Source organism: Acidovorax sp. SDU_ACID1, from assembly GCF_045291395.1.
Lineage (GTDB): Bacteria > Pseudomonadota > Gammaproteobacteria > Burkholderiales > Burkholderiaceae_C > MR-S7.
The window spans coordinates 1238772-1261530 of the sequence record NZ_CP152342.1; the positions used below are offsets into that span (position 1 = coordinate 1238772).

General features: G+C 65.5%; 24 protein-coding genes and 1 pseudogene. 10 read left to right on the forward strand and 15 right to left on the reverse strand.

Going from position 1 to position 22759, the window contains the following annotated elements; genetic code table 11:
• Nucleotides 1–3 precede the first annotated feature (3 nt).
• Both AAG689_RS06005 and AAG689_RS06010 read left to right on the forward strand, forming a co-directional pair.
• Nucleotides 4–360, forward strand: a pseudogene (locus AAG689_RS06005) (EamA family transporter); the annotation flags it as partial.
• Entirely contained in the window at nt 357–1451 is a 1095-nt protein-coding gene (locus AAG689_RS06010) for an enoyl-CoA hydratase/isomerase family protein (protein WP_406625145.1), read from the forward strand. The pseudogene AAG689_RS06005 and the gene AAG689_RS06010, both read left to right, overlap by 4 nt.
• A gap of 62 nt (nt 1452–1513) precedes the next feature.
• Here AAG689_RS06010 and AAG689_RS06015 read toward each other — a convergent pair whose 3' ends face one another.
• Both AAG689_RS06015 and smpB read right to left on the reverse strand, forming a co-directional pair.
• Entirely contained in the window at nt 1514–1912 is a 399-nt protein-coding gene (locus tag AAG689_RS06015; RefSeq protein WP_406625146.1) for an ATP-binding protein, read from the reverse strand.
• 87 nt (nt 1913–1999) lie between these two features.
• Nucleotides 2000–2473, reverse strand: coding sequence for an SsrA-binding protein SmpB (gene smpB / locus AAG689_RS06020; protein ID WP_406625147.1), 474 nt, complete (start codon nt 2471–2473; stop codon nt 2000–2002).
• 90 nt (nt 2474–2563) lie between these two features.
• Between smpB and AAG689_RS06025 the strand changes: the two genes are divergently transcribed.
• Together AAG689_RS06025 and AAG689_RS06030 are read left to right on the forward strand one after the other, a co-directional pair.
• Entirely contained in the window at nt 2564–3004 is a 441-nt protein-coding gene (locus AAG689_RS06025) for a type II toxin-antitoxin system RatA family toxin (RefSeq protein WP_020227982.1), read from the forward strand.
• Nucleotides 2997–3335: an RnfH family protein gene (locus tag AAG689_RS06030; protein WP_406625148.1), complete on the forward strand. Its 339-nt coding sequence runs from the start codon at nt 2997–2999 to the stop codon at nt 3333–3335. The genes AAG689_RS06025 and AAG689_RS06030 overlap by 8 nt, the downstream gene beginning before the upstream one ends.
• A gap of 67 nt (nt 3336–3402) precedes the next feature.
• Here AAG689_RS06030 and AAG689_RS06035 read toward each other — a convergent pair whose 3' ends face one another.
• Nucleotides 3403–3882 carry a DUF4124 domain-containing protein gene (locus tag AAG689_RS06035; protein ID WP_406625149.1) on the reverse strand — a complete coding sequence of 160 codons (480 nt, stop codon included), beginning with the start codon at nt 3880–3882 and terminating at the stop codon, nt 3403–3405.
• 95 nt (nt 3883–3977) lie between these two features.
• Between AAG689_RS06035 and guaB the strand changes: the two genes are divergently transcribed.
• The 5 genes from guaB to AAG689_RS06060 all read left to right on the forward strand — a co-directional run bounded on the left by guaB (nt 3978) and on the right by AAG689_RS06060 (nt 9936).
• Complete coding sequence (guaB, locus tag AAG689_RS06040) at nt 3978–5453, forward strand: IMP dehydrogenase (RefSeq protein WP_020227985.1); 1476 nt, start codon at nt 3978–3980, stop codon at nt 5451–5453.
• A gap of 132 nt (nt 5454–5585) precedes the next feature.
• Nucleotides 5586–7202 carry a glutamine-hydrolyzing GMP synthase gene (gene guaA / locus AAG689_RS06045; RefSeq protein ID WP_406625150.1) on the forward strand — a complete coding sequence of 539 codons (1617 nt, stop codon included), beginning with the start codon at nt 5586–5588 and terminating at the stop codon, nt 7200–7202.
• 220 nt (nt 7203–7422) lie between these two features.
• A complete protein-coding gene (locus tag AAG689_RS06050; protein WP_406625151.1) occupies nt 7423–8751 on the forward strand; it encodes a tyrosine-type recombinase/integrase in 1329 nt (442 codons plus the stop codon).
• Between the two features lie 70 nt (nt 8752–8821).
• Complete coding sequence (locus AAG689_RS06055) at nt 8822–9151, forward strand: hypothetical protein (RefSeq protein WP_406625152.1); 330 nt, start codon at nt 8822–8824, stop codon at nt 9149–9151.
• Between the two features lie 155 nt (nt 9152–9306).
• Nucleotides 9307–9936 carry a DUF6088 family protein gene (locus AAG689_RS06060; protein ID WP_406625153.1) on the forward strand — a complete coding sequence of 210 codons (630 nt, stop codon included), beginning with the start codon at nt 9307–9309 and terminating at the stop codon, nt 9934–9936.
• A gap of 111 nt (nt 9937–10047) precedes the next feature.
• On the opposite strand, the gene AAG689_RS06065 is transcribed toward AAG689_RS06060, so the two are convergent.
• On the reverse strand, nt 10048–10476 hold the full coding sequence (locus tag AAG689_RS06065) for a putative toxin-antitoxin system toxin component, PIN family (RefSeq protein ID WP_406625154.1): 429 nt from the start codon (nt 10474–10476) through the stop codon (nt 10048–10050).
• Entirely contained in the window at nt 10473–10691 is a 219-nt protein-coding gene (locus tag AAG689_RS06070; RefSeq protein WP_406625155.1) for an AbrB/MazE/SpoVT family DNA-binding domain-containing protein, read from the reverse strand. Before AAG689_RS06070 ends, AAG689_RS06065 begins: the two co-directional genes overlap by 4 nt.
• Nucleotides 10692–11128: 437 nt before the next feature.
• Between AAG689_RS06070 and AAG689_RS06075 the strand changes: the two genes are divergently transcribed.
• Nucleotides 11129–11464, forward strand: a complete 336-nt coding sequence (locus AAG689_RS06075) for a hypothetical protein (RefSeq protein WP_406625156.1) — start codon at nt 11129–11131, stop codon at nt 11462–11464.
• A gap of 4 nt (nt 11465–11468) precedes the next feature.
• Here AAG689_RS06075 and AAG689_RS06080 read toward each other — a convergent pair whose 3' ends face one another.
• The 10 genes from AAG689_RS06080 to traF (AAG689_RS06125) all read right to left on the reverse strand — a co-directional run bounded on the left by AAG689_RS06080 (nt 11469) and on the right by traF (AAG689_RS06125) (nt 22687).
• Entirely contained in the window at nt 11469–14237 is a 2769-nt protein-coding gene (locus AAG689_RS06080) for a conjugal transfer protein TraG N-terminal domain-containing protein (protein WP_406625157.1), read from the reverse strand.
• 19 nt (nt 14238–14256) lie between these two features.
• Nucleotides 14257–15708: a conjugal transfer protein TraH gene (locus AAG689_RS06085; RefSeq protein ID WP_406625158.1), complete on the reverse strand. Its 1452-nt coding sequence runs from the start codon at nt 15706–15708 to the stop codon at nt 14257–14259.
• Nucleotides 15709–15717: 9 nt separating this feature from the next.
• Entirely contained in the window at nt 15718–16587 is an 870-nt protein-coding gene (traF, locus tag AAG689_RS06090) for a conjugal transfer protein TraF (protein WP_406625159.1), read from the reverse strand.
• Nucleotides 16588–16597: 10 nt separating this feature from the next.
• Nucleotides 16598–16906, reverse strand: coding sequence for a hypothetical protein (locus tag AAG689_RS06095; protein WP_406625160.1), 309 nt, complete (start codon nt 16904–16906; stop codon nt 16598–16600).
• 74 nt (nt 16907–16980) lie between these two features.
• Nucleotides 16981–19401 carry a type-F conjugative transfer system mating-pair stabilization protein TraN gene (traN, locus tag AAG689_RS06100; RefSeq protein WP_406625161.1) on the reverse strand — a complete coding sequence of 807 codons (2421 nt, stop codon included), beginning with the start codon at nt 19399–19401 and terminating at the stop codon, nt 16981–16983.
• Between the two features lie 9 nt (nt 19402–19410).
• Complete coding sequence (trbC, locus tag AAG689_RS06105) at nt 19411–20136, reverse strand: type-F conjugative transfer system pilin assembly protein TrbC (protein WP_406625162.1); 726 nt, start codon at nt 20134–20136, stop codon at nt 19411–19413.
• A 22-nt stretch (nt 20137–20158) separates the two neighbouring features.
• Nucleotides 20159–21184, reverse strand: coding sequence for a TraU family protein (locus AAG689_RS06110; protein WP_406625163.1), 1026 nt, complete (start codon nt 21182–21184; stop codon nt 20159–20161).
• Nucleotides 21181–21804, reverse strand: a complete 624-nt coding sequence (traW, locus tag AAG689_RS06115) for a type-F conjugative transfer system protein TraW (protein ID WP_406625164.1) — start codon at nt 21802–21804, stop codon at nt 21181–21183. Before traW ends, AAG689_RS06110 begins: the two co-directional genes overlap by 4 nt.
• Nucleotides 21801–22178: a hypothetical protein gene (locus tag AAG689_RS06120; RefSeq protein ID WP_406625165.1), complete on the reverse strand. Its 378-nt coding sequence runs from the start codon at nt 22176–22178 to the stop codon at nt 21801–21803. The genes traW and AAG689_RS06120 overlap by 4 nt, the downstream gene beginning before the upstream one ends.
• Before the next feature lie 11 nt (nt 22179–22189).
• Entirely contained in the window at nt 22190–22687 is a 498-nt protein-coding gene (gene traF, locus AAG689_RS06125) for a conjugative transfer signal peptidase TraF (RefSeq protein ID WP_406625166.1), read from the reverse strand.
• Nucleotides 22688–22759: the final 72 nt, after the last annotated feature.

The window sequence follows — 22759 nt, forward strand, 5'->3', positions numbered from 1 at the left end:
GGGCAGCGCCAGGGCCATGCGGTGGACCTGGTGCCGGCCGTGTTGGTGGGCGCAGCACTTTCGTCGCTGGCCACCTTCCCGCTGGCCTGGCCGTTCCAGGCCACGAGGCACGACCTGGCGCTGCTGGCCTTGCTGGGTCTGGTCCAATTGGCGATTCCGTGCGTGCTCGTGGTGTACTGTGCGCGCGTGCTCAAGGCGCCCGAGGTGGCGCTGCTGGGTCTGCTGGAGGTGATCTTCGGCATTTTGCTGGCTTGGGCGGGTGCGGGTGAGCGTCCGGCCCCGGCCGTGCTGATGGGTGGCGCGCTGGTGATCGGCGCGCTCGTTTTCAATGAACTGCTTGGATGGAAGGAACAACAATGACGGAGATGACGGCGGAAGTCGTGACCGAGGTGCGCGGCCGCGTTGGCTGCATCACACTGAACCGCCCGAAGGCGCTCAACGCCCTGTCGCTGGGCATGGTGCGCAGCCTCATGGCCACGCTGCTGGCCTGGCAGAAAGATGACCAGGTGCTGGCCGTGGCGATCCGCGGCAACGGCCGCGAGGGGCCGTTCGGCGCGTTCTGCGCGGGCGGCGACATCCGCTTCCTGCACGCGGCGGGCAGCAGCGGCAACCCGCAGCTCGAGGACTTCTTCACCGAGGAATACGCGCTCAACCACCTGATCCACACCTTCGGCAAGCCCTACATCGCGTTCATGGACGGCATCGTCATGGGCGGCGGCATGGGCATCAGCCAGGGCGGCACGCTGCGCGTGGTGACCGAGCGCACCAAGATGGCCATGCCTGAGACGGCCATCGGCCTGTTCCCAGACGTGGGCGGCGGCTACTTCCTCTCGCGCTGCCCGGGCCGCGTGGGCGAGTGGCTGGCCTTGACGGGCGACACCATCGGCGCGGCGGACGCCATCGCGTTCCAGCTGGCCGACGGCTTCCTGCCCTGCGGCGAGCTGGGCGCCGTGTGGGAGCAACTGGGCAGCCAGCCGTTCTCCGACGGCAAGGCGGTGCAGGACTTCGTTGCTTCCAAATTCGTAGCTGCTGGCGCTTGCCAGGTAAGCGCTGGAGCCCAAATCGACCAATATTTCGGTCTGGGCGGCGTGCCCGCCATCATCGCGGCGCTGGAAGCCGCGTCGGGCGAATGGGAGCGCGCCACGGCCGCCACCCTGCGAAAGCGCTCGCCGCTGATGCTGCACGTGGTGCTGGAGCAGATCCGCCGCGCGCGGGGCATGGGCCTGGCCGACGACCTGCGCATGGAGCGCGACATGGTGCGCCACTGCTTCTACCTGCGCCCCGGCCAGAGCGAGACCATCGAGGGCATCCGCGCGCTGGCCGTGGACAAGGACCACAGCCCGCAGTGGGCCCCCGCGCGCATCGAGGACGTGACGCCCGCGATGTGGCAGCCGTTTTTCGACAGCCCCTGGCCCGTGCACGCGCATCCGCTGGCGCCGCTGCGCGACTGAGGAGGGCACCGTGAAAAAAGCCGCACAACCGTGCGGCTTTTTTCATGCAGGCGGCAGGGCCGTCAGGGCCGCGCCACCTTCCAGACGCCGTTCACGCCGTCGCCCAGCTTCTCGCCGGGCCTGGTGTCCTTGGCGAAGTAGTAGAGCGGCTGGCCCTTGTAGGCCCATTGGCGGGTGTTGTCGCTGCGCACGAGGATGGTGTAGTCGCCCTGGGGCTGCGCGCCGGACGCCACGGCCAGCGGCGGCCAGTTGACGGCGCACTGGTCGTAGCAGGCGGAGGCGCCGCTGCCCTGGGCATCCCGGGTGAAGAAATACAGCGTGCGGCCGTCGGGGCCGATCAGCGTGCCGTCGGCGGCGCGGGTGGGCGTGCTGGGCTTGGCGTGGTGCATGCCGCCGGTGCCGCAGGCGGCCAGGAGGGTGGCCGACAGGGCAATTGCGGCGAGGGAAAGCTTGCGGGTCATGGACGGGCTCCTTGCTGGAGTTGGCGGAGCCTTCGACTGTAGGGGTGGGCGGCGCTGCCCGGCTGTCGGACGGGTGCCCGAGATGCTTCAGCGGTGGCGGCTCTTCATCGCGCGTTCCACCTCGCGCTTGCCTTCGCGGTCCTTGATGGTGTCGCGCTTGTCGTGCTCGGCCTTGCCCTTGGCCAGGGCGATTTCGCACTTGGCGCGGCCGTCCTTCCAGTGCAGGTTCAGCGGCACCAGCGTGTAGCCTTTCTGCTCCACCTTGCCGATCAGGCGCTTGATCTCGTCCTTGTGCATCAGCAGCTTCTTGATGCGGGCGGCGTCGGGGCTCACGTGGGTGGAGGCGGTCTTGAGCGGGTTGATCTGGCAGCCGATCAGGTACAGCTCGCCCTCCTTGATGACCACGTAGCCGTCCGTGAGCTGGGCCTTGCCTTCGCGCAGCGCCTTCACCTCCCAGCCGTGCAGCACCATGCCCGCCTCGTAGCGTTCCTCGAAGAAGTAGTTGTATGCCGCCTTCTTGTTGTCGGCGATGCGTGACGATGTTTCGGGTTTCTTGGCCATGGGTCCTAGATGCGGATGCCATAGGAGGATGCAATGCCTCCCTACAATGGTCATCCGTCTCGCGCCATGGATTTTAGGCGCTCCGCCTTCATGAAAACAGTCAATAAGTCCGTCCTCATCTGGTACAGCCCCGAAGAAATGTTCGCACTCGTGACGGACGTGGAGAAGTATCCGCAGTTCCTGCCCTGGTGCGACCACGCCCGGGTGCTGGAGCGTGACGAGCACGGCATGAAGGCCGAGGTCGGCATCGCGCTGGGGGGCATCCGCAAGTCCTTCGTCACGCGCAACACGCACGAGGCGGGCCGCCGCGTGAAGATGGAGCTGGTCGAAGGCCCGTTCTCGCAGCTGGACGGCGACTGGCACTTCCACCCCGTGGGCGATGGCTCGCAGCGCGCCTGCAAGGTCGAACTGCAACTGCGCTATGGATTCGACAACCGGGCCCTGGCTGCCCTCGTGGGGCCGGTGTTCGACCGCATCGCCGCCAGCTTCGTGGATGCGTTCATCCAGCGCGCGGAGCAGGTCTATGGCTGATGCCGTGGGGGCTGTGCTGCGGATCACCGTGGCCGCCGGGCTGGTGCCGGGCGGGGTGCGCGAGTGGACGCTGCAACTGCCGCCGGGGGCTACCGTAGCCGACGCCTTGCGGGCGTGCGGACTGGAGATGGGCGACAGCCGCTTCGCCTGCGGCATCTGGGGCCGCGCAGTCCCGGCCGACGAGGCGCTGCGCGACGGCGACCGCGTGGAGTGGTGCCGCCCGCTGCGGGTGGACCCCAAGCTGGCGCGCCGCCAACGCTTCGCGAGCCAGGGCGCACGCGCGGCGGGCCTTTTCTCCAAGCGCCGGCCGGGCGCCAAGGCCGGATACTGATGCGAAAAGGCCGCCTCCCGGGCGGCCTTGCGGTTCCAGGAGAGGGGCTTAGAGCGTGTCTACGCTCTCACCGGCAGTCGGAGGCGATGACCTCGTCGGCGCGGCGCAGCTCCGCGGCGCGCGTGGCGTCGTCCATGTAGCCGCGCTCACCCTGCGCGTTCACATGGCCCACGAGCTGGCCGGGCGCCAGCGCGGCCTTGGCGCGCTTGGCGCGCGCGCAGTTGTCGGCGCGGGCCCTGGCCATGCGGTCTTCTTCAGCTTTCTTCTTGGCGGCCTCGGCGGCATCGGCCTTGGCCTTGTTGTCCTCGAGCTGCTTGTCCTTGCCGCTGATCTGCGGCGCGGCGGCCGCCGAAGCGGGCGCCGCCGCCGGTGCGGCGCGGCCCAGCGTGTGCGGCTGCTTGAGGATGTTCTTCTCGGGAACGTCCTGCGGGGGCGGCCGGTCGCTGAAGACCTTGCGCCCATCCTTGTCCACCCATTGCCATTGCGCCGAGGCGCCCATCGCCCAGGTGCAGGCAATGGCCAACAGAAGCAGCTTGCGGGATCTCATGCGGCAGAGTGTAGCGGCGGCACTGCGCTGCCACCAGCGGCGCCCCGGCGGAACGTGTCGCGCCGCGGGTACAATCCTTCTTTTGGAGCTTTCACATGCGCCTTCTCGGAAAAGCGCTCACCTTCGACGATGTGTTGCTGGTGCCAGCGTACTCCCAGGTCCTGCCCAAGGACACCTCCCTCTCCACGCGCTTCACGCGCGACATCACCCTGAATCTCCCCCTCGTGTCCGCCGCCATGGACACCGTCACCGAGGCGCGCCTGGCCATCGCCATTGCGCAGGAGGGCGGCATCGGCGTGATCCACAAGAACATGACGGCGCAGGAGCAGGCGGCCGAGGTTGCCAAGGTCAAGCGCCATGAGTCCGGCGTGGTGCGCGACCCCGTGGTGATCACGCCCGAGCACACGGTGTTGCAGGTGCTGGAGCTGTCGGAGAACCTGGGCATCTCGGGCTTCCCGGTATGCGACGGCGGCAAGGTGGTGGGCATCGTCACCAGCCGCGACGTGCGCTTCGAGACGCGCTACGACGTGAAGGTGCGCGAGATCATGACGCCGCGCGAGAAGCTGGTCACCGTCAACGACAAGGACGGCACCACGCCCGCGCAGGCCAAGGCGCTGCTCAACCGCCACAAGCTGGAGCGCCTGCTGGTGGTGAACGATGCCTTCGAGCTCAAGGGCCTCATCACCGTCAAGGACATCAACAAGCAGACCACCTTCCCCAACGCCGCGCGCGATGCGGCCGGCCGCCTGCGCGTGGCCGCCGCGGTGGGCGTGGGCGAGGGCACCGAGGAGCGCGTCGAACTGCTGGTCAAGGCCGGCGTGGACGCCATCGTGGTCGACACGGCCCACGGCCACAGCAAGGGCGTGATCGACCGTGTGCGCTGGGTCAAGCAGAAGCATCCGCAGGTGCAGGTCATCGGCGGCAACATCGCCACGGGCGCCGCTGCGCTGGCGCTGGTCGAGGCCGGCGCGGACGCGGTCAAGGTCGGCATCGGCCCGGGCTCGATCTGCACCACCCGCATCGTCGCCGGCGTCGGCGTGCCGCAGATCATGGCCATCGACAGCGTGGCCACGGCGCTCCAGGGCACGGGCGTGCCGCTGATCGCCGACGGCGGCATCCGCTTCTCGGGCGACATCGCCAAGGCGCTGGCCGCAGGCGCATCCACGGTGATGATGGGCGGCATGTTCGCCGGCACCGAAGAGGCGCCCGGCGAGGTCATCCTCTACCAGGGCCGCTCCTACAAGAGCTACCGCGGCATGGGCTCCATCGGCGCCATGCAGCAGGGCTCGGCTGACCGCTACTTCCAGGAAGCCACCACCGGCAACCCCAACGCCGACAAGCTTGTGCCCGAGGGCATCGAGGGCCGCGTGCCCTACAAGGGCTCAATGGTGTCCATCGTCTTCCAGATGGCGGGCGGCGTGCGCGCGGCCATGGGCTACTGCGGCTGTGCCACCATCGAGGAGATGAACAACCAGGCGGAGTTCGTGGAGATCACAGCCGCCGGCATCCGCGAGTCGCACGTGCACGACGTGCAGATCACCAAGGAAGCCCCCAACTACCGCGCGGACTGATACGCCGCAGCCCGCAGGCCCGAACACCTGGCTGCGGGGTTCGGGCCTGCGGACTGATACGCCGCAGCCCGCAGGCCCGAACCCCGCAGCCAGGTGTTCGGGCCTTTGTCTTTCCCGACCCGCCGCTCCGCCATGCAACACGACAAGATCCTCATCCTCGATTTCGGCTCCCAAGTCACCCAGCTCATCGCGCGCCGCGTGCGCGAAGCCCACGTCTACTGCGAGGTGCATCCCTGCGACGTGAGCAGCGACTGGGTACGCGCCTTCGCCGCCGACGGCCGGCTTAAGGGCGTGATCCTCTCGGGCAGCCACGCCAGCGTGTACGAGGTAGACGACCGCGCGCCCGACGCGGTGTTCGAGCTCGGCATTCCTGTGCTCGGCATCTGCTACGGCATGCAGACCATGGCGACGCAGCTCTGCGGCAAGGTGGAGGGCTCGCACACCCGCGAATTCGGCTACGCCGAAGTGCGTGCCCATGGGCACACCGCGCTGCTCAAGGACATTGCCGACTTCACCACCGCCGAGGGCCACGGCATGCTCAAGGTATGGATGAGCCATGGCGACAAGGTGACCACGCTGCCTCCGGGCTTCAAGGTCATGGCCTCCACGCCGTCGTGCCCCATTGCGGGCATGGCCGACGAGGCGCGCCGTTTCTATGCCGTGCAGTTCCATCCCGAAGTCACGCACACCGTGCAGGGCGCGGCCATGCTCACGCGCTTCGTGCGCGATATCTGCGGCGCCAATGCGGACTGGATCATGGGCGACTACATCGAGGAAGCGGTCACGAAAATCCGCGAGCAGGTAGGCGACGAGGAGGTCATCCTCGGCCTGTCGGGCGGTGTCGATTCTTCCGTCGCCGCAGCGCTGATCCACCGTGCCATCGGCGACCAGCTCACCTGCGTGTTCGTCGATCACGGCCTGCTGCGCCTCAACGAGGGCGACATGGTCATGGAGATGTTCGAGGGCAAGCTGCACGCCAAGGTCATCCGCGTGGATGCCAGTGACCTGTTCCTGGGCAAGCTGGCCGGCGTCAGCGAGCCCGAGGCCAAGCGCAAGATCATCGGCGGCCTGTTCGTCGATGTGTTCAAGGCCGAAGCCGCCAAGCTCAAGGCCGGCGACGCGGGCCACAAGGGCGCGACCTTCCTGGCCCAAGGCACCATCTACCCCGACGTGATCGAGAGCGGCGGCGCCAAGAGCAAGAAGGCCGTCACCATCAAGAGCCACCACAACGTCGGCGGCCTGCCCGAGCAGCTGGGCCTGAAGCTGCTGGAGCCGCTGCGCGACCTGTTCAAGGACGAGGTGCGCGAACTCGGCGTGGCCCTGGGCCTGCCGCGCGAGATGGTCTACCGCCACCCGTTCCCCGGCCCCGGCCTGGGCGTGCGCATCCTCGGCGAAGTGAAGAAGGAATACGCCGACCTGCTGCGCCGCGCCGACGCCATCTTCATCGAGGAACTGCACAACTTCCGCGACGAAGCCACCGGCAAGACCTGGTACGACCTGACCAGCCAGGCCTTCACCGTCTTCCTGCCCGTCAAGAGCGTGGGCGTGATGGGTGACGGCCGCACCTACGACTACGTCGTCGCCCTGCGCGCCGTGCAGACCAGCGATTTCATGACGGCCGACTGGGCGGAACTGCCCTATGGGCTGCTGAAGAAGGTGTCGGGCCGCATCATCAACGAGGTGCGCGGGATCAACCGGGTGACCTACGACGTGAGCAGCAAGCCGCCGGCGACGATCGAGTGGGAATGAAATACCTTCACGTCAGGTCGTCCCATGTGGTCCCGCTTTTCGCTGAAAAGCCCGCCCTGACAGTGAGTTAAGTCCTATACGGTCTCAAGTCGCCTCAGCAAAGCCCCCGGAATTTGGCGGTATTGTTGGCGGTACCGGAGAGCAACCCCTTGGACGACCTCGGTTGATACCGTCAAATGCCTTGACGGTATCAGATTCGATGGATTCGTCGGAGGACAAGATGCTCACTGACTTGAAATTGAAGGCCCTCAAGGCCACGGGAAAGATCTACAAGGTCGCGGACCAACAAGGCCTCTACGTCGCGGTGACGCGAACCGGCGTCGTCAGCTTCCGGTTCGACTACCGCATGGGCAAGCGCCGCGAGACTTTGGTGATCGGTCAATATGACTCGAACCTGGGGGCACGCAACCCACGTGCCCTGGATGAGCTGGACTACGGCATGTCCGTCAGCTTGGCCGAGGCTCGACTGCTACTCACGCGGGCGGCTCGGAGCGTGGAGCAAGGGGAGAGCCCTTCGCGCGGCAAGGTCGAAAAGCGGATCAAGGCCGCGGAGGCCCTGACGTTCGGCGGCTGGGCGAAAAAGTATTTCGAAGACGCTGACCTAGCCGACTCGACCAAGGCCATGCGGAAGTCGGTCTATGACCGGCATCTGGAGAAGGAGTTTGGCCGGCTAAAGCTCGAGGAGATCACGCCGGACATCCTGATGGCGCGATGCGAGAGGATCAAGGCGAAGGGCGCAGCGGCGCCAGCTGTTCATGCACGGGACATTGTGCTGCAGGTGTACCAGTACGTGAAGGCGCGGGGGATGAAAATCGAAAATCCCGCGGAGGCGATCAGGCCCAGCGCTATTGCCACGTTCAAGGCTCGGGATAGGGCCCTTTCGCCGAAGGAAATTCACGTGTTCTTCAACGCGCTTGAAGAAACGGGGACTGCATCGACATTGCGTTTGGCTGTCAAATTCATGCTGCTGACGATGGTCCGTAAATCGGAATTCATCCAGGCGACGTGGGAGGAGGTGGACTTCGGAACAGCCATTTGGACGATTCCGAAGGAGCGCATGAAAGCGGGTCGCCCTCATAACGTCTATCTCAGTCAGCAGGTACTCGATATTCTGGTGGCTTTCAAGACTTGCTTCGGGTCCAGCCAGTACTTGCACCCCGGACGCTATGAGATGAATCGGCCGATCAGCAACCCAGCGTTGAATCGAGTCCTCGAGGTCACTGTGCAACTGATTCGCGATCGCGGAGAGGAGTTCGAATCCTTTACCGTGCATGACCTGCGCCGCACGGCCAGCACCCACTTGCATGAGGCTGGATTCAATAGCGACTGGATTGAGAAATGCCTTGCCCACGAGCAGCGGGGCGTGCGGGCGGTCTACAACAAGGCGGAATACGCCGAGCAGCGTAGAACAATGCTCCAAGCTTGGGCCGATATGGTCGATTCATGGATCATGAATGGGCCCAGCCCTGTGAAGCCGTTGAAGCTGGCCTATTCCTCTGAGCCTGGGGCGGATGACGAGCGTCAGGTGGCTTTGATGCAGTCTGTGTGAGGAGCAATGCTTCCGCTTGGGTGGAGGCGGCGTCTTCTCGATGGCAGAAGGCCCATCAAAGGAGTGAAACATGGCACGTAGGACGATCGCACATGTCCCTATGGCGTTTCGGCCGCTCACGGGGCCGTTGCAGTTCAGTGGCGACTGGCCAGGTGTATTTCTGCGTGGTGACGAATGCGGCGAGTATGGGCATGCCATCGGGGTTGTCCGTGACGCCGTCAAGCGGCAGATCGAAGCAGGAAACTGTCCCGAGAACACCGATACAGAGTTGCTGCGCGCTCTGGCTTCGTTGCAAGCGTTGTCATCGTTGCTTAAGTCCTGCCGCTTGGCGCCGCCGCAAGCAGCTGCGATGGTTGAAGGTCGAGGGCGTGACGAGGCCGTGGCCAAGGTGGCGCGATAGCAAGTAGCAAGCGGCAGGCGCGGGGATGGGCTGCAGGAGGCCAGGACGGGCTGCCTTGCTATGCCGCTGGTCAAGGACGGTTGGCTTGCGAATTAGAGCCGAGTTCTCGCACCGTGTTAGATATTTATATAAGATTTCTAACAAAGGAGATCATTATGACCGTGTCGCAAGCCATTCGGGAGCACATTGCCGCCCAGCCGGCAGGAGAGCCGTTCACCCCTGCGCTTTTCACTGGTTTGGGGTCACGTGCGGCCATCGATCAGTCATTGATGCGTCTCGCCAAGGCCGGCAGCATCGAGTGTGTCGGGCATGGTCTGTACATCGTTCCCAAGCCCAGCCGTTTCGGCATCAAGGCGCAGCCGGCCCCTGAGGTGGTGGCGAAGACCGTTGCCCAGACCGAAGGGGCGACAATCGAGATTCACGGTGCGGAGGCTGCGCGGCGTTTCGGTCTTACCACCCAGGTGCCAGCGCAGGCCGTCTTTTACACGACGGGCTCGTCGCGTGCGATCCGACTGGGCAAGATGGTCGTCCGGCTTCAGCATGTTGCCCCGCGCAAACTGGTGCTGGCAGGGCGGCCGGCTGGTCAAGCGCTGTCTGCGCTCTGGTACCTGGGACGCCACCAGGTAACGCCTGACATGTTCAGGCGCATTGCGGAAAAGCTGCCTTCCGGGGAGTTCCAGGCCCTGTGCGAGGCCAAGAGGTCGATGCCGGCCTGGATGGTGGCAGTCCTGAACCGCTATGAGCGAGGCGAGGGTATGAATGCCTCATCAGCGAGGGCAGGCTGAAAAATTGCGTCGTTCCTGGATGCCATTGACGCTGTCTTGGTGACGGCAAGCGTGCCGTTGTTGTGCTCTTCGGCGGCAGCACGTCTGATCAAATCTTTATCGCCGCTCCGTTCACGGCTGCGATTCGCAGTCTTGTTGTCTGGCCCATTCATCGGGGGTCACGATCAGGTTGGGAAACTCATCGCGCATCGCCAAGAGATCACTGTCGCCCGTGATGAGGAGTCGGGCTTGACCTACACGTGCCAGCACGAGAAACATCTGATCTTTCTCGTCGCGGCAGGCTGGTAGGGTAGGCCACGGCTGTGGTAGCTGGACGGCCTCGGCGAAAGGCAGGAAATCTTCCACCAGTTCTTGCCGATCTTCGGCTGTCAGCTTGAACTTCGGATACGCAAGCACACGGAGCAATTCACTGACCGTTTCCTTGCACACCAGGGGTTGCAGTTGCTTGTGTTGCCAGGCCCGACGTATCCATGCGAGCCGGCCGGACGTGAACAGCAACGCCGAGAGTACGACATTGGTATCCAGCACAACGCGGGTCATTGGCGGGCCCAAGAAATTGCGTCTTCTACGTCCTGTTCGGTAATGCCGAGCCGTTGCAACTGGTCGCGGACGGCTTGCGCTCGCTGTACGCGAACTGGGGTCAGTACGATTCGGCCATTCTCCACGACGACGTCAAAGTATTCGGCTGCATCTACTTCCGACACAACGGCCTTGGGCAGCGTGATCTGATTCTTCGAGGTCAACTTAGCAAGCATGGCAGCACTCTGGGGAGGGGAATTAAAGGAAATCTTACTTCCTTACTGTCCTAGATGCAAGTTGCGCTGCCGCCAAGGGCAACCGACGTCGCCCCCGCGGGCGTTGCGATCGGGGGCTAGCAAACGAGGCTCGGGGCTGTTTCAGATCCTCTGTCTGACGGGCGGATTGCGACTGGTACCTGAAGGGCCGTTGCTGGATGTGTTGAGGCAGGACTACCCTGCGATGCAGGCGGCGGAAATGGTTCTGCGGCGACACCATGCCATCCCAAACGCATCGTCGAGCGTTTGCACGCCTTGGAGCGGGGAATCAACGTGATACGCTGGATGCAGGTGGTCCAGAGCGCGGCTGTCTAGTTCCTTAGGAACCCGCGTGCGATCATGTCGACGTGGTCTTGACCTGAAGGCGTCTCTGGTCCGGGTATCTGCAAGGAGGCTCTATGCGAAAAGCCATCTTCCTGTTCTTCCTGCTGCTGGGCATCGGCATTGGCCTGCTGTCGGCCTGGCCCGATGGCTGGGGCTTGCGCATTGTCATGATGGCCGTTGGAGCCCTGTTTGGCGGCGCGATCGGCGGAGGGCTATCGCAGATCGGCAAACGGCAATCTGGACGTCGGCGGTTGCTTACCGAGGAAGAGATCGAACCGATCCCCGGAGGAGGCTCATCAGGTCGTGATCTCGCCGCGAACTACTGGAGAGACAAAGGGCTTCCGCCCTTCACGCGCATGCCTGACGCTGAGCCGGACAAGCATATGTACGACCCTGATCGTATCGGGTGACCGGTCACTTCCGGAGCGCATCCTTCACCGCGTCCTTCGCATCTTCGATAAGTGGGCTGGCATCTTCTACGGCCTGCTTGCCCGTCTGCCTCATCAACGAACGTTCGGAGGCCAAGGTGCCGTCGGGAGTTTCCCTGATCTGTGCTTTTTGCTCGAAAGCCTCTTGGTCAGAGCCTGTGGTTGTCCGAATGCGCCCACCTTCTTCTCGGATGGAATTGCGCACAAAGGATGGAGCGCCAGCGGCAGGAACAGTCGAAGACAGGGATCTGTCGAACTGACGCACTTCGGTTTGGTTCGCTCGGTGACGGCCGCTGATATCCGCTCCGATCGCGGGATCTCCTGTGTTGCGTAGGTGCTGTGCACCAAGATCCCCGAATGTGGTGGGCACGGCGGTTCCATCCGAGAAAACTTGATGGGGACGTAGTGACTGCCGGGCCAGTTCTGCCTCCATGAGGACGCGTGCCGATGCACTATTGCCGCCATACTGTTCCGCGTAGCGCCTAAACATCTCAAGGTTGTGCGGGTCCTGGGCGATATCAATCGAGATGGTTTCGCCGCGCTCGTAGGCGGTCGAGACCCGTTCGGAGAAGGACGTTCGTTCTGAGAGGCTGGCGTCAGCCCGCTCCGAACGCGTAGCGGTTGAGGATAGGCGAGAGGATAGATCCTGCGCCTCGCGGGCGTCGCTGGAGACGGCATTCACGAAGCTCGTATCGCGGGAGGTCCGGTCGCCGAACTGTTTGAACTCCGCGAACTGGTCAGAACTCATGCTACCGAGCACCTTGCGTTCTTCTGAGGAGAGGCCTGAGGTGAAGTTCTTGTCTGCAGTGGCATTCCCTTGGAGGCCAAAGACTGGCGTGTTTATCCCAAGCCGGCCAGAGGCACCCATCGCGATGCGAGCCACCTGCGCCTGCGTCAAACCAGTGGAGTCCGCCACGCTCTTGCTGATCTGGTCCAGCCGGTTGATCGTTTCACCGAACTGCTCGAAGCTGCTCGACGTGGAGCCGCTGCTGCTGCGTGACGAGCGCAGCTTCGCGAGGCCCTTGGTGAATGCCTCGGTCAGCACCGCCGACCGCTCATTGCTGGCTGCCACCGACTCGCTGCGCGCTGCGTCGGCTTGGCGGCTCGCGTCCTGCACGTCCTGTTCGGACACCCGCATGGATACGACCCGCGAGGCGAAGCCTTGGTTGCGCAGCAGGCTCATCGCCGTCCGACCCGTGAGGGCGTTGGACGAGAGGGTGTTGCCGGAGAGGTCGTTTTGCCAGCTCGACATGAAGGCCGATGTGCGGTTCGGCGCGAGCTGCATCTGATCCATCGACACATTGCCCATGGATGTATTGCCCACGGTTGATGCCGAGGTCGATCCCGAGAGCATGGCCTGCAGCCCTGACAGGCCGCCCACCAGGGCCGTGCCGAAATTCTCCATGCGCTTGAGCGCCGCCCAGGCCACGAAGGGGATGCTGATCGCCAGGTAGCCCACGATGGCTTCGCCCGAGATCGCGCGCGAGTAGATCACCGAGGAGGTCTGCAGCGCTAGCGCCTTCGCCCCGGTTCCAAGGTCCGCTGCGGCGGCCAGGTCGTAGGCGGCGTAGATCGAGGCCATGTAGTTCAGGATGGCGTAGAGCGGCGGCCAGAGCTGGATCCAGATCAGGATGGCCGCGTAACCCTTGAACGCGATCATGGTGTCCCGCCCGCTGGTCAACAGGAGCAACAGTACGAACAGCGGGAACATGGCATAGGTAACGGCCTCGATCACGTTGCGAAACACCGGCAGCGCCTGCTCGGCTACCTTGCCGTAGTTCAACCAGGTGGCGTTGATCTGGGCCACGGCCTGTGCCCGCCCCACCGCCAAGACCATGGCCGCAGGGTCATTGACCTTTTGCCCGACGATCTTGCCGGTGTCCTCGACGGCGTTGAGCATGGCGTTCTGCCGGATGATGTCGGCGGCCGTGGCCGATGCGCTGGCGATGCTGTTTTTTGCGTAGGCCTGCTGGATCTGTCCGGCGATCACTGCGGCAGCGGCCGTGGTCGGCAGGGTTGGGTTGAGCTGGAAGGCCAGCCGTCCCTGGATGCGCTGGATCTGCGCCGGCAGCCGGCCGTTCAGGTTCAGGTAGACGTTCGGGCAGGTATCGACGCCAGCGCTCCCGCCTGTGAGCGTGCTGAAGCGGGCGGGGTTCGGCGAGGCCATCAGCGCCCACACGTCGTCGGCCGCCGAGAAGGTCGCCGGATCCAGCGTGCCATCGACCAAGTCGTAGGTGGTGCAGTTGTGGATGAAGTTCACCAGATCGGTTCGGAAGGCTGGATCCTGGAACACCACGTTGCCCGTCTCGCGGATCAGCCGGTTGCCGAACATCAGGCCGTTCTGCTCGTAGGTCAGCTCGGCGGGCAGCGCGCCGACGCCCGGGATGACCTGGAAGGCCGTCTCGAACAGGCCGGTCAGCGTGTGGCCGATGGTGCTGGTCAGGCTGCCGAGCACCGCCACTCCGAAGGGTACGTTGTCCACGACCTTGACGGCCGAACTGCCAGTCTTGTCCACGATGCCCACCGTCACTTTGGGCACGATCAGGACGCTGAAGACGAGCACCGCGGTGGCGAGCCATTTCCACCCCTGTAACTTTTCGGGCGCAAAGGCGTAGGCGATCAGGGCCGCCACAAACCCGCAGAACGCCACTGCCGCGACCGCCGAGGCATAGTCACCAGAGGCATGGATGGCCGCTGCCGCGTTGAAGACACCGAACAGGCTGTCCGAGTTCTGGTAGGCGTAGATCTCCCACATGGCGGCCTCTCTTCTGGGCCTACCGGGACAGGTAGGCGGCCTGCTGGCCGAGCATGTCCATCACATGCTGCGGCATGCTGGAGCGCAACTGGCGCTCCAGCTCCTCCAGGTGGCTGGCTGCCGCGCGGAACGAGCCGACCTTCTGGTACAGCAGGCTTTTCTCCTGGGACAGCTGGAGCAGCATCGCCTGCGCGCGCTGCCGAACCTGGCTTGCCTGCTCGCGTTGGGTCTGTTGCAGCGTGTAGTCCTTGTCCAGGGCTGCCATGCCCAGGCGCAGGTTGCGCTCCAGGAACACGTAGGCGTAGTCGGCCGCGATCACGTCGCGGTACTGGCTGATCAGGCTGTCGGCCAGGCCCGAGCCCGGGATGCTGGTGCCGATCGAGAGCATCTTGTAGACCGGCTCGGTGGTCTGGTTGACGAAACCCACCTCCGCCGAGTTGTTCGGGATAGGCGTGCGAGATGCGATCTTGTCGGCGATGGAGCGCATGAGCGTTTCCACGCGCGAGGTGAACGGGACGTGGTCGTAGTTGGTGTTCAAGGTCACCGCGTCGCAGTTGGTGTAGTCGTTGCAGCGCAGCAGGTGCTGGACGACGTTGCCGCCGCTGCCTGCCGCCTGACCGTAGAGCAACTGGCTGATCGAGGTGAGGGTGGGAGCGACGGGGTCCGGATCGCGGTTCGCTTCTTCCGGGTAATAGATGATGGTGCCGACCATGCTCATGATCAGCTCGCGCTCGGCGTCGTCGAGATAGCTGCCGGTGTACTGCAAGGCCTTCCAGGTCAGGTTGCCGACGAAGGGAGCCTTGTTGCGCAGATTGGCGTCGCCCGAGGAACGCGCGGAAGACAGGATGCTGGAGCGGTCGCTCGAGCAGCGCCGCCGCGCGGCGTCCCGGTCGCTTTCCATCCCCATTTCGATTGCCAGGTCGGCGCAGGTCTCCTGAGAGCTGTAGCCCACGGCCTCGGCTGCCGTGCTGACGATGGCCTTGGCCGTTTCGCAGGAGTTGATGCGGGCGTTGTTGATCCAGGTCTCCAGGCCCTTGGCCCACTTGGTCAAACCGCCCAGCAGCGGCGAGACGGCCTCGAGCGCGAGCTGGAAGGCGATCCCGGGCAGCGCCGCCGTGATGTTCTTGAGGAGGTTTTTGAACTCCTCGGCCGAGATGTGACTGAAGCTGCCGCCGAAGATGTCGATCCCGCCGCAGCCGGCCTTCGCGCTCGGGAACTGGATGGCCGCGAGCTGATAGACCTTGTTCGGCGAGCGCATCATCAGGTTACCGCCCGTGTAGGTGTTGTAGGTCTGGCCGCGGAAGGCGCCGGGTGCCGTGTAGTTCCCGATGGCTCCGAGGTTATTGAACATGTCGTTCACTTCGGAATTCAGGTCGCCGGCGCGGCTTGGGAAGGACACGGCGAGCACGACCAACGCGGTGGCGATGGCGATGGTTTTTCTGGCGGGTGTGACGGGACGGGCGTGTTTCATGTCGGCCTCCTAGGGCAATGCAAGATGCTGGGTCGCGCTGGGAACCATCGCTTCGGTTTGTGGTGACGAGACGATGGCGATGCGTTCTAGCAGCTGCGATTCGGAGAGCACGCCGAAGCCGATCGGCGTGATCTTTCCCGTGTAGGGCTGGGCGAGGAACACCGCGGGAACCTGGGTGACCTTGAGCGTGGTGGCGATGCCGTTGTCGGGGCGCGCGTTTGGAAAGCCCGGCATTGGGCCACCGTCTACGCTCACCGCGACGACCTGGATGCCGTAGCGGGCCTGGAAGGCCGCCAGCACCGGCGCGAAAGCGTGGCAGTAGGGGCAGTCCGACCTGTAGAAGAAGAACAGCACGTGGTCACGGCCCAGCTCGGTGACGGAGCCGGAACGTTCCTCGCGCTGCTGTTGCTCGAACACTTCCAGTGCCTTGGCGTTGACCGGTCGCCCCTGCAGGGTCGGGTCGAGCGCAGGCGTGGCCCAGGCCACGCGCTGGGCCACGTCGGCGAAATACGAGGCGCGGTTCACGACCTGGGATTCGAGCTCCATGTAGCGACGCACGTTGGCCTCGGTGGGCCGCATGATCGCGATGTTGCGGAAGTCCTCCAGTGTCTTCTGAAGCCGCTCGAACTCGACCAGCTCGGGCGGCCGTGGCGGCGAGGCCACCGGTCGCTGCGCCTGCGGCGTGGGGGCCACTGGCAGGTCCTCGGATTCTGGGTCTTCGTAGAAGTGCCACCCGCGCCACCGGTCTGACCAGTAGGGTGCGGATGGCGCGAGGGACAGCTCCGGCAGGGTTTCCTGGCCTTGCGCTGCTGCGGCGGCCAGGCAGGCCAGGATGCCGGTGGCGATGCGGTAAAGAGGATGAGGGTGGCGGCTCCACATGGGCAGGCCCTCACGACAGCGACTTCGGCGGCAGGCCGTCGAGGCAGTAGTTGATGCTGAACTCGATCGTCTGTTTCCGGGGGGCGGGGACATCAGGCAGCCGCACGCCTTCCTGCCAGAACAAAACCTTGAGCCTGCTGCAGCCGGGCTGCTGATAGCGTTTCTCGGTGGACACGTCGATGTAGATCGGCGAGGTCGCCTGGAAATGCCGGGTGATCGCATCCGCCGTCTCGCCGATGAGCACGCCATAGGCGGCGCCGGTTGAGGATTGCAACGCGGCGAGCAGGACTGGCCGGGCGTCGGGAACGGGCGTGCGCACAGTGTCAGCGCACTGGGCGGCATCGGCCGCGCAGGAGAGGTACAAGAGCGCGGCTACCGCGCGGCATATAGGATTCACTGGCATCTTCCCTCGCCGTAGTAGCATTCGTTCACGCGCGCCGCATTGCCGCTTTGGATCGCGCTCACGTTGGGCAGGTTGGGTACGATCGACGCGTAGAATTCCGTGAGATCCATCCGCGCGAAATCCAGGCTCTGAAGCTGGGCGATCGTGAAGCCCGAGCAGTCGGGCGCTTTCGCTGCGCCCCATCCCTTGCCGACCTGCTGCCGGCCCTGTTCGTTGATGATGCGTGCAAGTACGGAGTTGAAGCAGCACTTGCTCGTCGTGTGCTCGATGCACGAAACGCAATGACCGAACACCCGGATGCACGACGAGCAGTAAGTGCCGATGGTGTGGCACAGCCGTGCGCCTTCCTTCATGGCGAGTTTCCCTTCTTCCGCATTGCAGGACATCATCGACATCACGGCGTAGATGACCACGGCGATGGCCAGGCTCCACGGGTCGAAGGCGACGACGATGCTTTGGCCGGAATAGAGCACGGCAGAGCCCGCCGGCAGGGCTGTGCCGTTGATGGCGACCGTCACCCCATAGGTGGTGAAGCTGCCGGAGAAGCCGCCGCCCAGGAGCAGGGCCTGCATACCCTGGTAGAGGAACTGGCGGTTGCCAGAATTCATGAGCACGTCGAACACCAGCCGCGAGCCGACACCGAACATGCTCTGGTTGGTCATGCCCTTGCCGGCCGAATCCGACGCGCAGCAGTTCTTGAGCAGCCGGTCGCGGCAGCTATTCGACTCGCCGCTGAACACCCGCAGATTGTCGGTGTCGAGGTAGACACCAGCTTCGCGCGCCGCCTCGAGAAAGGACATCGAGCGCGCGAAGTCGGCGTCGTTCGTATAAGCGGTGCTGAAGCAGCTACCCGCAACGCAGAACACGTTGGCCGGGCAGTTGGTGGCCGTCACGGCCGAGCCCGCGGCCACCGGGCAGGTATAGCGGTTCTCGGTGACCTCGCAGGTGCCGGTGGCCGGGTTCGCCTGCTGGCAACTGGTGCCCGCCGGCGTGCAGCCGGCCGCGGCCAGCGGCGCGCACTCGTCGGTGGGCGCGCCAAACTGGCAGGACAGTGCCGTCTCGTAGCGCCAGCAGGCCCGGCTGACCTGGGCGCCGTCGACTTCCTTGATCGACGGGCCGTCGACGCAGCGCGCCGCTCCGATGACGGCGCAGCGACTGTCGGCTTCAAGGCTCGGGCACTGATCATCCCATTGGTCCGATTCGGTGACGGTTGTGTGGGGCCGCTCGTAGGCCAATGTCATCTGCGGGATTGATCCGTAGGCGGGATTCAGGCGGAAACCGACCACGGCCCGGCTCGAATGTGTCGTCCAGTAGTAGCCCCGTACCGTTCCAGTGACGTCGTAGCCGTAGTGTTGCGAAAACCGCTGTGTGGGTGCGTAGCAGGTGGCCTGATCCAGATAGAACGTCTGGCTGTCGCCCGCATCCCCTCCACCCCCGACGGTGTAAGTGATGTTGTCGCCGCTCTGTGTCCCGGCGGGGCAGCTGGCATATTCCTCAAGGAATGGTCGCTCGTTCGTGCATGCGTAATCGCCCGCATCGCCGCCGGAGCCTGTGCAGATCTGTCGGTACTCCTGGGCTATGAAGCCGGTCAGGCGGCAGTTGTCGCCCGTGCAGCGGTTGTTCGCCACCCAGAAGCCGTTCTGACCGCCACCCCACCACCCGCCAGTTCTCGGCAACTGGGCCACCATCTGCGGGAACACCAGGGCTGTCGTCATGTCCACGTCGAAGAAGGCCAGCGGCACACCGCCGCTCGTGACCCGGAAATGCTGGGCCGAGGCCGGCAGGTCGGGCTTGCACTGCACGGCCATGGCTGTGCTACCGGAGGCGGCCTGCGCGAACCAGTCACCGGGCGAGCAACTGCTGGTGCGCGTTACCGACACGGACAGCGTGCGCGCGCAGGACTGGCCCGTGGTGCCACTGTACTGCCGGCACACGCGGGTCTCCGTCGCGGGCGTGGCGACGGTGTCAACCTGGCAGCCGCTGTAGTACGAGGCGATGTCTTCCAGCGTCGTCGAGGGATTGCTGGCGATGCGCCGCGCCGCCAGCACGGCGGGGTCGTAGGGCGAGACGGCCTCACGCGGCGTGTTGGCCGAGGCGCGCGCGCCGAGCAGGGCCTGGCAGGTCGGGTCGTTCGGCGTGAGCGCGCAGGCCGCGAGCTGGGCGCTCGCCGGCCCCGAGAGGTTGGGCTGCCCGAAGTAGCTGCTCTGCGGCGCCGTCGTGGTATAGCCGGGCACCACCGACGAGGCGCTGGACGTGTCGATGGCGCCGCGCGCCACCGGGTTCGCCGCCTGGCCCGCCGCCGTACCCTCCGCGTGCGGGTCGGCGCCGGCGGCTGTCTGCGTGGCGAGAAAGCTCGCCAACGTGATCCAGACGACGGCTTTGCGCAGCAGGGACACGGCGGTGGTGAGCATGCAGGCCTCCTAGTTCCTCAAGCGCGCCAGGAAGGTGTCCACATCGGCGCGAAACGCCGGCGCGGCGCGCTGCATGTGGTCGAGCGCGTAGTCCAGGCTCACATCCCCGGCCGTCAGCAGGAATGCCTCCGGTGGCGCGCAACTGCCCGCAGCGCAGGAGACGGGGCGTGTGCCGTCGCGCACCAGGACGAAACTGGGCACGCGTGAGATAGCGAAGCGGTCAAAAGCCTGGGGATCTACCTGCACAGCGACGTTGCGTTGTCCGATCAGGGCCTGGACTTGGGCCACGGTCTCGCGCAACGATCCGCTGGCGAACCCGCGCAGCATGACCGAGGCGCGCGCGCGTTCGGCTTGGGCGATCAGGCGCTGCAGCGTGGGCCGGGGCATCGAGAGGCTGATGAACACGAACAGGCCAGGGCCGCTGGCCAGCCCCTGGGCGGCGTCCATCGCGTCGGCCTGCGAGGCGTAGCCACGCGCCAGCGCCTCGAGGTCGATCGGCGTGGACGTCACCGGCTGCGGAAGGGCGTCGATGCGTGGGGCGGGCGGTACTGCCTGCATCTCGACATCCGGGGGCGTGCGGTGTTTCCGACGGGCTTCCTCGATGTCCCGGTCGGTGATGGTCGGCTGCTCGCGGCGTACGCGCTCGATGTCGGCCTCCGTGATGTTCGGGGGGCTGGAAACGCCAGTTGCGCATGCCGCGTGCGCGGCTACACCGGCCAGCAGGAGCGCGAGCATGCTTCGAAGGATGAAAGGGAGGTCAGTAGCCGACACAGCAGTTCCTTTTTCTGAACAACATGAAGGCGAAGTCCTCGCCGCGCACCGGGTATTCCTTGCCGGCGCCCCAGGAGATGGTCTGGCGGCCGAACGGCTGGCAGCACTTGCCGGCTTCTTTCTCGGTCGCGGGGATCGGGTACGTGAGCTGGGTCTTGTAGGCGGACTTGTCCATGACCGGCTCGAAGTACGGCCCGCACAGCCCGGCTTGGCCGTGCCAGCCCCAGGCGATCAGCTCGCGGTGCATCTTGGCGGTCAGGCGCTGGGCCATCAGCGCCGCCGTGCGCACGCCGCCGAGGTGGTAGGGCACGTGGCCGTTCATCGGGTACAGGCCGCCCTGACATCCCGCGCACCAGAACATTTCCCGGATCCCGAAACCCAACGAGGCGGCCACGCAGTCGGCTGCGCAGGCGGCGATGGCCACGGGGTTGGCGAACAACACGGCGTCCGGGTTGAGGATCAGCGTGAGTTCGTCGTCGGCCCAGAGCGGATCGACCTCGGTCAGGTAGGCCAGGTCAAAGGAGCCTTTCTCCAGGCAGGGAAAGTCGGTGACGACCTCCAGGTAATAGAGGACTGGGTTGATGTAGAAATGGGCTTGGTAGAAGCTGCCGCCGTCGCCGTCCCCTTCGGGCTGGGTGAAGCGGGCGGCCTCGGGCGCGGGCAGACCGGGGTCGAGATCGACGCCGCCGAGCGAGGTGAGGCAGAAGGGCTTGCGCACCGCCTCGACGTGGCGTGCGGGCTCCCAGAAGCCGATCGACAGCCCGATGACAGGGTTGACGCCGCAGGTGCACAGTGGACTCGACGGGTTGTCGATGTCCTCCTGGCCGCCGAAGTTGCCGATGCGCGCGCCGCCGATGCTGATGGGCAGGATGCAGCTCCAGCAGATATCCGTGATCGGGTTCGGGAACTTGCCGGTGCAGGTTGCGGCGCCTGCAGCGAAGGCTGCAGGGGCCACCGACAGGAGAAGCGCGGCCAGCATGCCAGCCAGAAAGGTGCGAAGGTGGCGGCTCATTGGGGCACCTCCAGTTCGTCGATGCGCAGCCGCTGGCCTTCCTGCGACACCAGGGCCGGAACCTGGGCGATACCGAGCCGGCGCGTCAGCACGCCCTGCTGGTCGTAGTAGACGGGCGTGCGCCAGGCCTTCATCAGATCCAGGTAGGAGCCTCCCGTCAGGATGGGCTTCACCTTGCCCCGGTAGTGGTCCATCAGCGAGCGGGCGTGGCGTACCTGGCGAGCGTCGCGCGCATCGAAGAACAGCAGGTGGCGTGAGAGCGACACCACCTCGAGCGGGTTCTTGCGTGTGCCGGCGGCGAACAGTAGTTCCCCCTGCGCGCCGAGGACGTTACGGTCCAGCGTGAACGTCGGGTCGAAATAGAAGGTCCGGGGACGCAGGGTCGTGTGTACGCTCGCGACGGGCAGCGGGTTGCGCACGCTGTCCGTGCCGCGGGTGCGTGCTTCTTCTTCGATCCGGGCCAGCTCGCCCGAGCGTTCCTTTTCGCGCAGCCGCTGTTCGATCATCTGCAGCAGGTGCGGCTCGGCAATGTCGTAGGTGGGGCCGAGCGTGCCGAGATCGGTCGCCCACGCGGCCGGGCAAGCTAGCGCGGCGGCGATGAAGATGGCTCGGGCCTTCATCGGGCACTCCCCGGTGGGCAGGGCAGTTGCGCGACCAGCCGGTCGCGCGTCGCCGTGTCCTTCAGATGGGCGGCGCGGATCAGGCCCATCAGCGTGGGATTGCCTTCGCCCTCGGCCATAGCGCGCCGCAGCTCGGCCGTGCTCATGGCGTGGCGGCAACGCAGCTGGACGGCCGCGACGTAGGTGCGCGCGCCGTCTTCCGCGGCCGGGGCGATCTGCAGCAGCAGGCCAAGGTAGTCGGCCAGCGGCATGTCGTCGGCCGGGGCGGTGGTTGCCGGCAGGGCGCCGAAGGCCGGGCTGGTCTGCGCCAGGGCGCTGGTGCCGGCCAGAGCACCAGCGACCAGGAACGCAGCGGCGGGGGCACGACGGGACATGGCTGGTCTCCTCAGAAGATGGGCACCACGACGCCCAACACCTGGTCGGCACGCACCAGGCCGCTTTCGCGGTAGCGCGAGTCGAAGCTGTTGGGGCCGATGCCCTGCACGTAGAAGTGGTCGGGCGGGATCACCACGGGTGCGATGGGGGCCAGCGGATGGCCGTCGAATGTGCGGGTCTTGGCCTGACCGACCGGCTCGCCGTTGATGAATACCGTGCGCTCGATGACCGTGACCACATCGCCCGGAATCCCTCGCACCCGTTTGAAGAAGGGCTGGCCACGCAGGCCCGCGTAGTGGCTCTTGGCTTCGCCCGCGAACGCGAAGACGATCAGATCGCCGCGCGCCACGGGATGCTGCTGGAACTGCATCAGGGCAACGTGGTATGGCAGGCTGGGTGTCCAGTTGACCAGGATCGGCACGCGCGGCGTCGGGTCGATGAAGAGCCGCACGTAGGCGAACCCCCAGATCGTGAACAGCGGCAGGTACAGATACCAGCGCCGGCGCATGTGGCCGAGGAAGGCGACGAACTCTCGTACGCACCTGCGCCCCCATCCCAAGGGGACCGGGCCGGAGGTGCT

Excerpts from the sequence above, each read along its gene's own strand:
- AAG689_RS06085 (WP_406625158.1), bottom strand. The coding sequence starts at position 15,708 with ATGAAACACGCCCGTCCCGTCACACCCGCCAGAAAAACCATCGCCATC.
- traF (WP_406625159.1), bottom strand. The coding sequence starts at position 16,587 with ATGTGGAGCCGCCACCCTCATCCTCTTTACCGCATCGCCACCGGCATC.
- traF (WP_406625166.1), bottom strand. The coding sequence starts at position 22,687 with ATGCGCCGGCGCTGGTATCTGTACCTGCCGCTGTTCACGATCTGGGGG.
- AAG689_RS06070 (WP_406625155.1), bottom strand. The coding sequence starts at position 10,691 with ATGCTTGCTAAGTTGACCTCGAAGAATCAGATCACGCTGCCCAAGGCC.
- AAG689_RS06080 (WP_406625157.1), bottom strand. The coding sequence starts at position 14,237 with ATGTGGGAGATCTACGCCTACCAGAACTCGGACAGCCTGTTCGGTGTC.
- guaA (WP_406625150.1), top strand. The coding sequence starts at position 5,586 with ATGCAACACGACAAGATCCTCATCCTCGATTTCGGCTCCCAAGTCACC.
- AAG689_RS06120 (WP_406625165.1), bottom strand. The coding sequence starts at position 22,178 with ATGTCCCGTCGTGCCCCCGCCGCTGCGTTCCTGGTCGCTGGTGCTCTG.
- AAG689_RS06035 (WP_406625149.1), bottom strand. The coding sequence starts at position 3,882 with ATGAGATCCCGCAAGCTGCTTCTGTTGGCCATTGCCTGCACCTGGGCG.
- AAG689_RS06025 (WP_020227982.1), top strand. The coding sequence starts at position 2,564 with ATGAAAACAGTCAATAAGTCCGTCCTCATCTGGTACAGCCCCGAAGAA.
- AAG689_RS06060 (WP_406625153.1), top strand. The coding sequence starts at position 9,307 with ATGACCGTGTCGCAAGCCATTCGGGAGCACATTGCCGCCCAGCCGGCA.
- AAG689_RS06010 (WP_406625145.1), top strand. The coding sequence starts at position 357 with ATGACGGAGATGACGGCGGAAGTCGTGACCGAGGTGCGCGGCCGCGTT.
- guaB (WP_020227985.1), top strand. The coding sequence starts at position 3,978 with ATGCGCCTTCTCGGAAAAGCGCTCACCTTCGACGATGTGTTGCTGGTG.
- AAG689_RS06050 (WP_406625151.1), top strand. The coding sequence starts at position 7,423 with ATGCTCACTGACTTGAAATTGAAGGCCCTCAAGGCCACGGGAAAGATC.
- AAG689_RS06075 (WP_406625156.1), top strand. The coding sequence starts at position 11,129 with ATGCGAAAAGCCATCTTCCTGTTCTTCCTGCTGCTGGGCATCGGCATT.
- AAG689_RS06110 (WP_406625163.1), bottom strand. The coding sequence starts at position 21,184 with ATGAGCCGCCACCTTCGCACCTTTCTGGCTGGCATGCTGGCCGCGCTT.
- trbC (WP_406625162.1), bottom strand. The coding sequence starts at position 20,136 with ATGCTCGCGCTCCTGCTGGCCGGTGTAGCCGCGCACGCGGCATGCGCA.
- AAG689_RS06065 (WP_406625154.1), bottom strand. The coding sequence starts at position 10,476 with ATGACCCGCGTTGTGCTGGATACCAATGTCGTACTCTCGGCGTTGCTG.
- AAG689_RS06055 (WP_406625152.1), top strand. The coding sequence starts at position 8,822 with ATGGCACGTAGGACGATCGCACATGTCCCTATGGCGTTTCGGCCGCTC.
- traN (WP_406625161.1), bottom strand. The coding sequence starts at position 19,401 with ATGCTCACCACCGCCGTGTCCCTGCTGCGCAAAGCCGTCGTCTGGATC.
- traW (WP_406625164.1), bottom strand. The coding sequence starts at position 21,804 with ATGAAGGCCCGAGCCATCTTCATCGCCGCCGCGCTAGCTTGCCCGGCC.
- AAG689_RS06015 (WP_406625146.1), bottom strand. The coding sequence starts at position 1,912 with ATGACCCGCAAGCTTTCCCTCGCCGCAATTGCCCTGTCGGCCACCCTC.
- AAG689_RS06030 (WP_406625148.1), top strand. The coding sequence starts at position 2,997 with ATGGCTGATGCCGTGGGGGCTGTGCTGCGGATCACCGTGGCCGCCGGG.
- smpB (WP_406625147.1), bottom strand. The coding sequence starts at position 2,473 with ATGGCCAAGAAACCCGAAACATCGTCACGCATCGCCGACAACAAGAAG.